The organism is Bradyrhizobium viridifuturi (genome assembly GCF_001238275.1).
GTDB classification, from domain to species: Bacteria; Pseudomonadota; Alphaproteobacteria; order Rhizobiales; family Xanthobacteraceae; genus Bradyrhizobium; species Bradyrhizobium viridifuturi.
In genome coordinates this window covers 61,055-73,670 of record NZ_LGTB01000018.1, presented here as the reverse complement: position 1 = coordinate 73,670, position 12,616 = coordinate 61,055, and the positions used below count along the sequence as shown (strand labels likewise).

Genomic DNA, 12,616 nt, shown 5'->3' with positions numbered 1-12,616 from the left:
CTGATTTCAAGCAGCTCGGGTCAAGCGGCTCAAGCCTGCTCGCCATCCAGCGACGGATGCTCGATCAAGACTTCGGCCTTGATCGAGCCCGCGTGGATGGCACGAAACAGCGCCCGCCCCGTCTTGATGTTGTTGGCCTTCATGCACAGACCAATGATCTCGCGCACCGCGGAATCGCGCACCAGCTCGTCGGAGATCTTCATCGCGGTCTCCATCGCGGCCTTGGCGGCGCGCTCGTAGCGATCGCGTTCGACCTGCTGGTTCTTCGGCGAACGCTTGGCGGGCGAACCGACCGCCTCGGCGCAGCCGGCGGCGTCGCGGCAGATCTCACGGATCCTGTGCGCAGCTTCGATGTCGCCGAGCGGCTGCTCGACCGGATCGTCCCAGATATCCTTTCGCCTTGTCTTGTTGAACAACCACATCGCAATGTCCGTGGCAGGAATATCCGACTGGCTAGACGGCAGGAACGATCTTTCCGGGATTGAAAATGTTCTGCGGATCGAGCGCCTGCTTCAGCGCCCGCATCGCATCGAGCGCCTCGGGGCCGAGCTCGGCTATCAAATATTTCTGCTTGCCCTGGCCGATGCCATGCTCGCCGGTGCAAGTGCCGTCCATTGATTGCGCACGCTCGACCAGCCGGTGCATGAACTCCTCGCCGCGCGCCATCTCGTCCTTGTCGTTGACGTCGCAGAGCAGCGAGCAGTGGAAATTGCCGTCGCCGACATGGCCGACGATCGGCGACAGCAGATTAAGCCGTTTCAGATCCTCTTCAGTCTCGGTGACACAGTCGGCCAGCCGCGAGATCGGCACGCAGACGTCGGTGGCGACGACGCCGATGCTGTCGCCGGGGCGCAGCGCCTTGACCGACCAGTAGGCGTCATGCCGGGCCTGCCACAGCTTGGTGCGGTCCTCCGGCTTGGTGGTCCAGGTGAAGTCGCCGCCGCCGCATTCAGCGGCGATGTCGCGGAAATTCTTCGACTGCTCGGCGACCTCGACCTCGCTGCCGTGGAATTCGAGCAGCAGCAGCGGCGTCTCGGGCAGCGACAGCTTGGAATAACTGTTGCAGGCCTTCACCTGCGCGGCGTTGAGCAACTCGATCCGGGCGACCGGGATGCCGGTCTGGATCGCGAGGATCGTCGCCTGGCAGGCGCCGCGGACGGTCTCGAACGAACAGGCGGCGGCGGCGATCGTGTCGGGAATGCCGCGCAGGCGGATGGTCAGTTCCGAGATGATGCCGAGCGTGCCCTCGGCGCCGACGAACAGATGCGTCAAATCGTAGCCGGCCGACGACTTCTTGGCGCGCGTGCCTGTCGTGATGATCTCGCCGTCGCCGCGGACCACCTTCAGCGCCAGCACGTTCTCGCGCATGGTGCCGTAACGCACCGCGTTGGTGCCGGAGGCGCGGGTCGAGGTCATGCCGCCGAGCGAGGCATCGGCGCCGGGATCGATCGGGAAGAACAGGCCCTGGTCGCGCAGGTGCTCGTTCAGCGCCTTCCGCGTCACGCCGGGTTGGATCACGCAGTCGAGGTCCTCGGCATGCACCTCCAGCACCTTGTTCATGTCGCGCAGATCGATGCAGACGCCGCCCGCCGGCGCGTTGACCTGGCCCTCCAGCGAGGTTCCGGTGCCGAAGGCGATGACGGGCACGCGGTTTGCGGCACAGATCCGGACCACGTCCTGGATGTCGGCGGTTTCCTGCGCCATCACGACCGCGTCCGGCGGCTGGTTCGGCAGCCATGTGGTGGTATGGGCGTGCTGTTCGCGCACCGCCTGCGACGTGACGAGCCGGTTGCCGAACCGCGCCGCCAGCGCGTCGATCGCGCGCTTCAGGGCCTGCGGTTCAGGTCGCGTCACATTGCTCGAAATCGTTGTCGCCACGTCAATTTTCCTCCCGGCTTTAGCCGACCGTGGCAAAGCTTGTATAAGGGGTCAAGAGAGCCTGACTTGAAAAAGTGGTCGCAGGAGTCACAGAAAAGTTCATGCTCGCACGCCAACGAACCGGGGATGGAAGATGACGTCAGAGACTGCCACGAGCGAGATGCCGCTTCCGTCAGCCCCGTTCAAATCGTCCGTGATGCAGATCGACCCGCAATGGATCGACTATAACGGCCATCTCAACATGGCCTACTACAATGTGATGTTCGACCGCGCCATCGACGAGATGTGGCTGCAGCTCGGCATTGGGCCCACCTACATGAAGGCGCGGCACTGCTCGACCTTCACGGCCGAATGCCACGTGCGCTACTTGCGGGAAATCCATCTCGGCGATCCCGTGCAGGTTTCGGTCTTCCTGCTCGGCGCCGACGAAAAGCGGCTGCACACGTTCGAGGAGCTGCGCCATGCCACCGAGGGCTGGCTGTCCGCGACCTCGGAAAACCTCACGCTGCACATCGACATGGAGGCGCGCAAGGTGGCGGCATTTCCGCCTGACATCCGCGCCCGCACTCAAGCCATTGTGGACAGCTATGCGGGCGTGCCGCGTCCCAAGGGCATCGGCCGCAACGTGGCGATGCCGTCGAAAAAATAGCCAGCCGTTGGCTAAACCCTCGTGCGGCCGCGCGCCAATCCGACCACCGCCGACACCAGGAACAGGATGATGGCGATGAAGAAGATCGCCTTGGCGATTTCGATCGAGGCGCCGGCGATGCCGCCGAAACCCAAAATGCCCGCGATCAGGGCGATGACCAGGAATGTGACGACCCAGCTCAGCATGATCGAACCTCTGCTCGGTTTCCTCGCGCCGCCTCTCGCCCGGCGCCATAGCTTGAGGAAACAAACCGGCAGCGGAACGCTGGTTCCTGAGCCCGAAACCGCGATATTTTCGCCGATTTCAGGAACCAAGATCACGGCAGACTGCTGCCAAAACCGTTCCCGCCGCGCACGATAAAACCTGTCAAAACGGCCGATCAGGCCCTATATGGCCTTCAATCCCTGTTAAGAAGGCTCCCCTTCACCGTCCCACGGTGCCATCGTGGGGCCGAGACGATTCGCCAATGACCGAGCCGAGCAAATTGCCCCATCACGGCGTTCCCGAGCACCAGCCTGTGGCTGGCGGCATCGCCGCGCGCGCGCGGGCGGCCGCCGGTCCGCAATATCTCAACGGCCTCAACCCCGAACAACGCGAAGCGGTCGAGACGCTCGACGGTCCCGTGCTGGTGCTCGCCGGCGCCGGCACCGGCAAGACGCGCGTGCTGACCACGCGCATCGCGCATATCCTGAGCCAGGGCCGCGCGCGCCCGCAGGAAATCCTGTCGGTGACCTTCACCAACAAGGCGGCGCGCGAGATGAAGCTGCGGCTCGGCCAGATGCTCGGCCAGGCGGTCGAGGGCATGCCGTGGCTCGGCACCTTCCACTCGATCGGCGGCCGCATCCTGCGCATCCACGCCGAGCTGGTGCAGCTCAAATCCAACTTCACGGTGCTCGACGTCGACGACCAGGTGCGGCTCTTGAAGCAGCTGTTGCAGGCCGAGAACATCGACGACAAACGCTGGCCGGCGCGGATGCTGGCCGGGCTGATCGACAGCTGGAAGAACCGCGGGCTGTCGCCGTCGCAGGTGCCGGCGGGCGAAGCCGCCTCGTTCGGCAACGGCAAAGGCGGCAAGATCTACGCGACCTATCAGGAGCGGCTGAAGATCCTCAACGCCGCCGATTTCGGCGACCTGCTGCTCGAGAACATCAGGCTGTTCCGCGAAAATCCTGACGTGCTGCGGCAGTACCAGAACCGCTTCAAGTTCATCCTGGTCGACGAATATCAGGACACCAACGTCGCGCAATATCTGTGGCTGCGCCTGCTGTCGCAGGCGCCGGCGCGGCAGGGTCTTCCGATCTCGGCAATCATTCCCGGAGCGACCGACGCCGAACCGGCGAAGGAAGACGCCACCGCGCAACCGGTGCTGGCTCCGCCGTCCGCACCGCCGCGAAACATCTGCTGCGTCGGCGACGACGATCAGTCGATCTATGGCTGGCGCGGCGCCGAGGTCGACAACATCCTGCGCTTCGAGCACGATTTCCCCGGCGCCAAGGTGATCCGGCTCGAGCGCAACTACCGCTCCACCGGCCACATCCTGGCCGCCGCCTCGCATCTGATCGCGCACAATGAAGGCCGGCTCGGCAAAACGCTGCGCACCGAGGATGTCGACGGCGAGAAGGTCACCGTCACCGGCTCCTGGGATTCGGAAGAGGAAGCGCGCGCGATCGGCGAGGAGCTCGAGGAGCTGCAGCGCGCCGGCGAGAACCTCAATGACGTCGCCATCCTGGTCCGCGCCTCGTTCCAGATGCGCGAGTTCGAGGATCGCTTCGTCACGCTCGGCCTGCCCTACCGCGTGATCGGTGGTCCCCGGTTCTACGAGCGCGCCGAAATCCGCGACGCGCTGGCCTATTTGCGCACCATCAATTCACCGGCCGACGATCTCGCCTTCGAACGTATCGTCAACGTGCCCAAACGGGGACTCGGCGACGCCACCGTGCAGCTGCTGCACGACCACGCCCGCAAGCGCCGGATTCCGCTGTTCGAGGCGGCGCGCGCGGTGGTCGAGACCGACGAGCTGAAGCCGAAGGCGCGCGGCTCGTTGCGCGACCTCGTCATGCAGTTCGACCGCTGGCGCGCCCAGCGCGAAGTGACCTCGCATACCGAGCTTGCCGAGATCGTGCTGGACGAGAGCGGCTACACCGAGATGTGGCAGAAGGACCGCTCGGCCGACGCCGCCGGCCGGCTCGACAACCTCAAGGAACTGATCCGGTCGATGGAGGAATTCGAGAACCTGCAAGGGTTTCTCGAACATATCTCGCTGGTGATGGACCGCGACGGCGAGGCCGGCGACGAAGCGGTGTCGCTGATGACACTGCATTCGGCGAAGGGCCTCGAATTCGACAACGTGTTCCTGCCGGGCTGGGAGGAAGGCCTGTTTCCGAGCCAGCGCACGCTGGACGAGCAGGGCCGCGCCGGGCTCGAGGAAGAGCGCCGCCTCGCCCATGTCGGGCTGACCCGCGCCCGCCGCCGCGCCAAGATCTACTTCGCCACCAACCGCCGCATCCATGGCACCTGGTCGACCACGATTCCCTCGCGCTTCCTCGACGAGCTGCCGGCGCACAATGTCGAGATCACCGAATCGAAGGGCGGGTCGGGCTGGGGCGGCAGCGGCGGCTACGGCGCCTCGCGCTTCGACAACCTCGAATCATTCGGCTCGAGCTATTCGACCCCGGGCTGGCAGCGCGCCCAGGCCAACCGCGGCCGCGGTGGCGGGGGCCGCAGCGGCGGCGGCGGATTCGATGAGCGGCAATCCTCGTTTTCCTCGGAAGGCTTCAGTCGCACCAAGCGCGGTCCGATGGTGATCGAGGGCGAGCTGGTGGCGAAGTCCACCGGCACGACGTCGGAATTTTCGCTGGACGATCGGGTGTTTCACCAGAAATTCGGCTACGGCCATGTGGTGAAGATCGACGGCAACAAGCTGACCATCGCCTTCGAGAAGGCCGGCGAGAAGAAGGTGGTCGACAGCTTTGTGGAGCGGGCGTGACAGAACGGCGCCTTCTCTGTTCGTAGCTCTTGACCCCAGTTGAATTCATGGGTTGAGATGGCCGCATGGTCCGGGGTGGGTTTTTCCTTTTTGTCGTCGCGCTCACTGCGCCGTCGCTGGCGGTCGCGGAGACGATCAGCTTTGGTGATTCCGCAGCGCAGCTCGCCAAGGCCTGCGGCGCCGACATCACCGCCAACTGCCGCGGCGTCAATCTGGACTCCAACCGTCTCAAGGAGTGCCTGTCGCGCAACCGCGACGTGATCTCGCCGACGTGCAAGGAAAGCTACTTCTCCACCCTCGATGCGATCCAGAAGCGGATCGCGGCGCGCGTGACGGTTGCCAATGCCTGCACCCGCGAGATCGTCAAGGTGTGCGGCGGCTCGACCAAGGAGACCAGCAAATCGGTGCCCTGCCTGGTCGCCGCCAAGGGCCTCAGCCGCAATTGCGCACAGGCGATCAATGACGCGGGGTATCAATGATGCGCGCGTCGAGGCGAGGCCTGCGTGATGTTAGCCTGTTGGGCCTGCTCGGCACGCTCGCTTTGCTGGCGACGCCGCCCGCACACGCGCAAACCGCCGTCACGCGCGACGACATCATCGGCAAGCTGAATCACTACCAGACGGACGCCGAGATCGACGTCGCCGCGCTGCGCCAGCAGGCGGCCGAACGATCGAAGTCGCGATCGAAGAACGAGCCCCCGCCGCAGAAGCGGCCGCCGATCGCGCCCGACCTGAACAACCTGCCGGCGTTCAATGCCGACATCCAGTTCGACGTCGACACGCCGATCGTGCTGCCGGATTCCTACCAGACCGTCGGGCGCATCGCCGATGCGCTGACCCACTCCTCGCTGCTGCCGTACACCTTCCTGATCGTCGGTCACATCGAATCGACCGGCCGGCGCGAGAACAACGTGATCCTGAGCCAGCGGCGCGCCGACGCGATCCGCGACATCCTGGTCAACACCTTCAAGATCACGCCGAAGCGCTTGCAGTCGGTCGGGCTCGGCGAGGAACAATTGCTCGACCCCGCCCGTCCCAACGCGCCTGTCAACAACCAGGTGCAGATCATGCTGGTCGGCAAGCTCGCCGACACCGCGCCGCCCGCGCACCCTGCCCCGGCTGCGGCCAAGAAGCCGCCGAAATCAATGAAGAAGCGCTGAGGGCGGCTCTCAGCCACACCGCAGAACGAATTTTCCGCCCTGCCGGGTGATTGCAGAACGGATTATGCGTCCCTATCTGCGGTTGACCCCGCATCTCGCCGCCGCCCGGACCGCAATCCGCGCGCGTGCTCCCTTTCTCACGCTTCCGATCCTCCATGTCGCCGATCATTTCCGTATCCAATCTTTCGAAGACCTATGGCTCCGGCTTCAAGGCGCTGAAGGGCATCAATCTCGATATCGCCAAAGGCGAGATTTTCGCGTTGCTCGGACCGAACGGTGCCGGCAAGACCACGCTGATCAGCATCATCTGCGGCATCGCCAATCCGAGCCAGGGCACGATCAAGATCGGCGGCCACGACATCATCAGGGATTATCGCGCGGCGCGGTCGATGATCGGGCTGGTTCCGCAGGAACTGCACACCGACGCCTTCGAGTCGGTGTGGGCGACCGTCAGCTTCAGCCGCGGCCTGTTCGGCAAGCCGAAGAACCCGGCTCATATCGAGAAGGTGCTGCGCGACCTGTCGCTGTGGGACAAGAAGGACAACAAGATCATCACCCTGTCCGGCGGCATGAAGCGCCGCGTCATGATCGCGAAAGCGCTGTCGCACGAGCCGCAGATCCTGTTCCTCGACGAGCCCACCGCCGGCGTCGACGTCGAGTTGCGCAAGGGCATGTGGGAGGTGGTCCGCACGCTGCAGGCGTCCGGCGTCACCATCATCCTGACCACGCATTACATCGAAGAAGCCGAGGAGATGGCCGACCGCATCGGCGTCATCAACAAGGGCGAGATCATCCTGATCGAGGACAAGGCGACCTTGATGCAGAAGCTCGGCAAGAAGGAGCTGACGCTGCAATTGCAGAACAAGCTCGACGCCATCCCGCCTGCACTCGCCGCCTACAATCTCGAACTGTCCGACGACGGCCACGCAGTGACTTATGACTACGACACCAAGGGCGATCGCACCGGGATCACCAGCCTGCTCAACGATCTGCGCAATGCCGGCATCCGCATCTCCGACCTCGACACCAGGCAGAGCTCCCTCGAAGACATCTTCGTCAGCATCGTGAGGGCGCCATGAACTATCGCGCAATCCGGGCGATCTATCTGTTCGAAATGGCGCGCACCTGGCGCACGTTGCTGCAGAGCATCGTCTCGCCCGTGGTGTCGACCTCGCTGTATTTCGTGGTGTTCGGTGCGGCGATCGGCTCGCGCATCACCGAGGTCGAGGGCGTCAGTTACGGCACCTTCATCGTGCCGGGCCTCGTGATGCTGTCGGTGCTGACACAGAGCATCTCCAACGCCTCGTTCGGCATCTACTTCCCGAAATTCGCCGGCACGATCTACGAGATCCTGTCGGCGCCGATCTCCTATTTGGAGATCGTGATCGGCTATGTCGGCGCGGCTGCGACCAAGTCGATCATCCTCGGCCTGATCATCTTGGCGACCGCCGGACTGTTCGTACCCCTGCATATCCAGCATCCGGTCTGGATGCTGACCTTCCTGGTGCTGACCGCCGTCACCTTCAGCCTGTTCGGCTTCATCATCGGCATCTGGGCCGACGGCTTCGAGAAGCTGCAGATGATCCCGATGCTGGTGGTGACGCCGCTGACCTTCCTCGGCGGCAGCTTCTACTCGGTGAACATGCTGCCGTCGGGCTGGCGCACCATCACCCTGTTCAACCCGGTGGTCTACCTGATCTCGGGTTTCCGCTGGAGCTTCTACGAGATCGCCGACGTCAGCGTCGGGCTCAGCCTCGGCATGACCGCGGCGTTCCTGATCGCCTGCATGGTGATCGTGGCGTGGATCTTCAGGACCGGATACCGGCTGAAGAACTGACTCGCGAAACCAAGTCATTCCGGCCCGCGCTTTGCCGCGAACCCGGAATGACGATCCCGATCAGTAGCAATGGAAATGGCCGTGGCGGTAATAGCCGCGGCAGCGGTGGCCGCGACGGTAGCCGCGATCCGGGATACCGAACACGCCCTTGACCGCGCCCATCGCGCCGCCCACGCCGGCACCGACAGCTCCGCCGACCACGCCACCTACGGGCCCGCCGATCCGGTTGCCCTCATAGGCACCCTCGTGGGCTCCGCGGACGATGCCCTGGGCATGGCCGGCATGGGGGACAGCGGCCAGTGTCAAAGCGAGGCCAGCGGCCGCAAGCAGGAGCCGCGCGGAGAGGCCGGCTGGGTGGACGGCCGCGGTCTTAACCTTGCTGTTGTTCATCGGAGTTCCTTAAAGTGCGACGCGAATGCGTCGTCGGGGCGGGATTGTGAAACGCCCATGCGGCCAAATGGTTGCGTTGGCGGTTCATCGGGGCTGTTGTCGCGCCCTGCTCGCGAAAAAGTCAGCACGTCGTGACGGGCCCGCCCGGCTTCGGCCTTGTTTGCGCCGCGCGCGGGATTAACGATGCACCGGGTCCGCGACTGGAACCAAATTCGGATTCCGTGCATATTGGTTGCGGGGACGGAGAGCCGCTGCTGCGACAGGCCTGGAGGCCAAGGGTAATAAAATGCGTTCGTTCCTCATTGCGTTCACGTCCGTAATGCTTTTCACCGCCGGCGCCGCGCAGGCCAAGGTCGATATCACCATCGACAAGGACAACCAGCAGATGACCGTCGCGGTCGACGGCGTCGCCCGTTACCACTGGCCGGTATCGAGTGGCATTCCCTCGCGCGAGACGCCGAACGGCACCTTCCGCGCCTTCCGCATGGAAGAGGATCACTACTCCAAGGAATTCGACGACGCGCCGATGCCGCATTCGATCTTCTTCACCAAGATCGGCCACGCGATTCACGGCACCGACTCGGTGAGCCGCCTCGGCACCCCGGCCTCGCATGGTTGCGTGCGGCTGTCGCGCGACAACGCCTCGACGCTCTACGCACTGGTCCAGAAGGAAGGTGTGCTCAACACCACCGTGACGCTGACCGGCTCGGCGCAAGTCGCGCTGGCGCGTAATCCCCGCGGGCGCAACGGCACCGCGGTCGCCCGCCGCGCGCCGCAGCAAGACGAGCAGTATGGCACCGCCGCCGCCGGCGACCCCGTCGTCCTGACCCCGCAGCCGCGCGAATATCCGGCGCAGGCCCGCGTCGACGACGGCTACATCTATCCGGCCGACGGCAGCTCGACCGCGCAGCGCTACCCGGCGCCGCCGTCAAGCCGCCGCGTCTACGACGCACAGGCCTATGGCCAGCAGCAGTATTACGGCAACCAGGGCTACGCGGCGGCACCGCAAGGCTATTATCAGCCGCGGCCGTACTACCCGCGGCAGCGCGACTTCTACGGCAACAACTATCAGGACTGAGACGCGCGCCTGAGCCCGCCGGCGGCGCCGTGATCGCGCGCCACCGGTCCCGAAGCCTCCTCACCCGCTTGTGATCGTCTTGAACGGCACGCGACGTCGTGCGCCAGGGCCCGTCGTCGCGTCGTCATCTGATTGTAAAATTAGCCCGATATTCGGCGGCAAAAGCGCCCGCCTGGCCTCCGGAGGCCGATTCACGCGGAATGCCCCATGAGAACAGGGCCAGAGCGCGGGTCAGTTAGGCAAGATCAGAGGTCGAAATGAAACGGGGCATCATCGTCCTTTGCCTGTGCGTCGTCACGATGGCCGGCTACTTCACCACGGACAGATGGGCCATCAGCCACACGACCATGACGTTCCACGACGTGATGCGCGACGACCGCAACGTCACCGTCGAGGTGGCGGTCCGCCGCGACCGGCAAATGCAGGCCATGGCCGAGATGATCGAGCTGCCTGTCGCGATCCTGAGCCACGGCAACACGGTCAGGAACACCGAGTACTCGTTCCTCACCAACGTGTTCGCATCGCGCGGCTACCTCGTGGTCAGCATCCAGCACGATCTCGACACTGATGCGCCGATGGTCACCAAGGTCGGCGAGGAATATGTCGGCCGCCGCATGCAATATAATCGCGGTGTCTTCAACATCATGTATGCGATCGACGAGCTCAAGAAGCTTTATCCGAACGCAAACTATCGCGCGCTGACGCTGATCGGTCACTCCAACGGCGGCGACATCTCGATGTTCTTTGCCAAGCAGCATCCCGACCTCGTCAAGAAGGTCGTGACGCTGGACAATCTGCGCGTCCCCTTCATCACCGACAGCAAGATCAAGATCCTGTCGTTCCGTTCCAGGGACCCGGTGTTCAAGGCCGATCCGGGTGTCGTGCCTGACGAGGAGACCTGCGCCAGGCTCGGCATCAAGGTGGTCCGGACCGAATTCCATCACAACGACCTCAGCGACCGCGGCCCTGAGAGCGCGAAGTCGTCGATCCAGGCAGGCGTCGAGCAATTCCTCGACGAGGATGCCGGCGAGACCACACCGACGATGCCGCTGCTCGCCGCTTCGACGCCCGCAGCAGCGGCGACGGCACCGGAGAAGAAATAGCGATCGCGCTGACGTCGACGCGCGCTCGCCGGTGCCGCCAGGCCGCGCCTACGCACGCGCGCTGCGTTGCGCCCTGGCAACGAGCCAGATTGCCGACAGCAGGAAATAGAACGCGCCGAAGCCCGCATAGGGAGCGACGTCGAGAATCGTCGGCGCTGCGGTGCCGATCGATCGGCTGATCATGTAGCCGCCGGCGAGCGCCGACTGCGCGCCGCTCAGGATCATCGCCCATTGCGCGCCATAGTCGCGCCAGCGCCTGGCGCCGGTGACCAACTGCAGCACGCCCGCGAGGATCGCCCAAACCCCGAACACGGCGAGAACGGCGTAGCTGCTGTGGCCGATCGCCACGATGACGGCGACCGTGGTGATCGCGCTGACCGCGACATTCAAGGTCTGGGATGGATTGGCGATCAGCCCGCCATTGACCCGAGCGTCAGCCAGATTGGCGACGGCGTCCCATGCCGGGTAGATCATGAGTAGAAACGCAGCCGCGCCGGCTTGCCTGCTGAACAGAACGGCAGCGGCAACCCAGGCGATCGAGAAGATGGCGCGCCCAAGATAGTAGGATCGCAGCCAGGCGGACTGGGTCGAAAGGTGGCCTTGCATTGACAGACTCCCAATTTACCTTCCTACTAGTAGGTAGCCGGCAAATTCAAGTCAATCTGGCGCCTGGACACGTCTCTGTGTGAGACGAGGAAAGCTTGATATGTCTTGGTAATTTACCTACTGGAAGGTAGGTCTGACATGAATGCGATGATTTCGACGTCCGAAAAAATTCTCGATGTCGCGCAGTCTCTCATCGTTGCGGGGGGCTACAACGGCTTCAGCTATGCCGATATCTCGGCTGCGATCGGCATCAGGAAGGCGAGCATCCACCATCACTTTCCGACCAAGGCCGAGCTGGTTTCGGCGCTGGTCGATCGCTACAGGCAGCAGACCCAACTGGGCCTGACGGCGCTTCGGGAGCCGTCCGCAAGCCCAGCCGATCAACTGCAGGCTTACGTGAACTTCTGGCAGGCGTGCATTCGAGATGCGACGCTGCCGTTCTGCGTTTGCGCGATGCTTGCCGGCGAGATGCCGATCTTGCCGGAACAGGTCGCATCACGCGTGCGCGCGCATTTCCATCATCTCGCGACATGGCTCACCTCGGTGCTGCGCGCCGGCGCGGAGCAGCGGCTGCTCCGGCTGGACAAGCGGCCGGAAGAGGAGGCCCAGATGCTGATGGCATCGGTCCATGGAGCGATGCTCTCCGCGAGGGCGTTCAACGATCCGGGGCTGTTCGCAGCAATCATCACGCCGCAGGTCGCCAAGCTGCTAGTATCGGAAAGCTAGAGACCAATCAAATCTGCAATCTCCGGGGAGCCTTGACATTGTTCCCTACACTCCTCCAAAGCCGACCCGGCCGTTTGAGCGGAACTCCGGTTACGTGACGAGGATACATCCGGTGACGCACGAGGAGAAATTCCCTGCCGGCGTGGATTCGCGTTTTCTTCACGCGAACCGGTGTCCACTTCGCTCGAAAACGCTCTAGAGACC

Annotated in this window: 14 protein-coding genes; 9 read left to right on the top strand and 5 right to left on the bottom strand. The window is 64.1% G+C overall.

All coding sequences use genetic code 11. The annotated features are described in order from the left end of the window. Window positions 1-29: 29 nt before the first annotated feature. Window positions 30-422, bottom strand: coding sequence for a hypothetical protein (locus tag ALC15_RS17915; RefSeq protein ID WP_050628385.1), 393 nt, complete (start codon window positions 420-422; stop codon window positions 30-32). Window positions 423-453: 31 nt separating this feature from the next. Next, entirely contained in the window at window positions 454-1,878 is a 1,425-nt protein-coding gene (locus ALC15_RS17910; protein WP_050628384.1) for an FAD-binding oxidoreductase, read from the bottom strand. 160 nt (window positions 1,879-2,038) lie between these two features. Between ALC15_RS17910 and ALC15_RS17905 the strand changes: the two genes are divergently transcribed. Then, on the top strand, window positions 2,039-2,527 hold the full coding sequence (locus tag ALC15_RS17905) for a thioesterase family protein (protein ID WP_094193949.1): 489 nt from the start codon (window positions 2,039-2,041) through the stop codon (window positions 2,525-2,527). A gap of 11 nt (window positions 2,528-2,538) precedes the next feature. Here the strand turns inward: ALC15_RS17905 and ALC15_RS41985 are convergent, their stop codons facing one another. Continuing rightward, window positions 2,539-2,712, bottom strand: a complete 174-nt coding sequence (locus ALC15_RS41985; RefSeq protein WP_021077209.1) for a DUF1328 domain-containing protein — start codon at window positions 2,710-2,712, stop codon at window positions 2,539-2,541. Between the two features lie 281 nt (window positions 2,713-2,993). Between ALC15_RS41985 and ALC15_RS17900 the strand changes: the two genes are divergently transcribed. The 5 genes from ALC15_RS17900 to ALC15_RS17880 all read left to right on the top strand — a co-directional run bounded on the left by ALC15_RS17900 (window position 2,994) and on the right by ALC15_RS17880 (window position 8,509). Further along, the gene (locus ALC15_RS17900; RefSeq protein WP_050628382.1) at window positions 2,994-5,513 is read left to right on the top strand and encodes an ATP-dependent helicase; all 2,520 of its coding nucleotides are present in this window, start codon (window positions 2,994-2,996) and stop codon (window positions 5,511-5,513) included. A gap of 65 nt (window positions 5,514-5,578) precedes the next feature. Next, window positions 5,579-5,992, top strand: a complete 414-nt coding sequence (locus ALC15_RS17895; protein WP_050628381.1) for a hypothetical protein — start codon at window positions 5,579-5,581, stop codon at window positions 5,990-5,992. Further along, window positions 5,989-6,672, top strand: coding sequence for an OmpA family protein (locus ALC15_RS17890; RefSeq protein WP_050628380.1), 684 nt, complete (start codon window positions 5,989-5,991; stop codon window positions 6,670-6,672). Before ALC15_RS17895 ends, ALC15_RS17890 begins: the two co-directional genes overlap by 4 nt. A 155-nt stretch (window positions 6,673-6,827) precedes the next feature. Then, window positions 6,828-7,751, top strand: a complete 924-nt coding sequence (locus tag ALC15_RS17885; protein ID WP_050628379.1) for an ABC transporter ATP-binding protein — start codon at window positions 6,828-6,830, stop codon at window positions 7,749-7,751. Next, a complete protein-coding gene (locus tag ALC15_RS17880) occupies window positions 7,748-8,509 on the top strand; it encodes an ABC transporter permease (RefSeq protein ID WP_050628378.1) in 762 nt (253 codons plus the stop codon). The genes ALC15_RS17885 and ALC15_RS17880 overlap by 4 nt, the downstream gene beginning before the upstream one ends. A 60-nt stretch (window positions 8,510-8,569) precedes the next feature. Here ALC15_RS17880 and ALC15_RS17875 read toward each other — a convergent pair whose 3' ends face one another. Beyond that, window positions 8,570-8,899 (bottom strand): hypothetical protein, encoded by a 330-nt coding sequence (locus tag ALC15_RS17875; protein ID WP_050628377.1) that lies wholly within the window; start codon window positions 8,897-8,899, stop codon window positions 8,570-8,572. Window positions 8,900-9,185: 286 nt separating this feature from the next. On the opposite strand from ALC15_RS17875, the gene ALC15_RS17870 reads away from it, so the two are divergent. Both ALC15_RS17870 and ALC15_RS17865 read left to right on the top strand, forming a co-directional pair. Further along, window positions 9,186-9,977 (top strand): L,D-transpeptidase, encoded by a 792-nt coding sequence (locus ALC15_RS17870; protein WP_050628376.1) that lies wholly within the window; start codon window positions 9,186-9,188, stop codon window positions 9,975-9,977. 257 nt (window positions 9,978-10,234) lie between these two features. Further along, window positions 10,235-11,080 (top strand): alpha/beta hydrolase, encoded by an 846-nt coding sequence (locus tag ALC15_RS17865; protein ID WP_244486127.1) that lies wholly within the window; start codon window positions 10,235-10,237, stop codon window positions 11,078-11,080. Window positions 11,081-11,128: 48 nt separating this feature from the next. On the opposite strand, the gene ALC15_RS17860 is transcribed toward ALC15_RS17865, so the two are convergent. Beyond that, complete coding sequence (locus ALC15_RS17860; RefSeq protein WP_050628374.1) at window positions 11,129-11,686, bottom strand: DUF308 domain-containing protein; 558 nt, start codon at window positions 11,684-11,686, stop codon at window positions 11,129-11,131. Between the two features lie 138 nt (window positions 11,687-11,824). On the opposite strand from ALC15_RS17860, the gene ALC15_RS17855 reads away from it, so the two are divergent. Then, window positions 11,825-12,412, top strand: a complete 588-nt coding sequence (locus tag ALC15_RS17855) for a TetR/AcrR family transcriptional regulator (protein ID WP_050628373.1) — start codon at window positions 11,825-11,827, stop codon at window positions 12,410-12,412. Window positions 12,413-12,616: the final 204 nt, after the last annotated feature.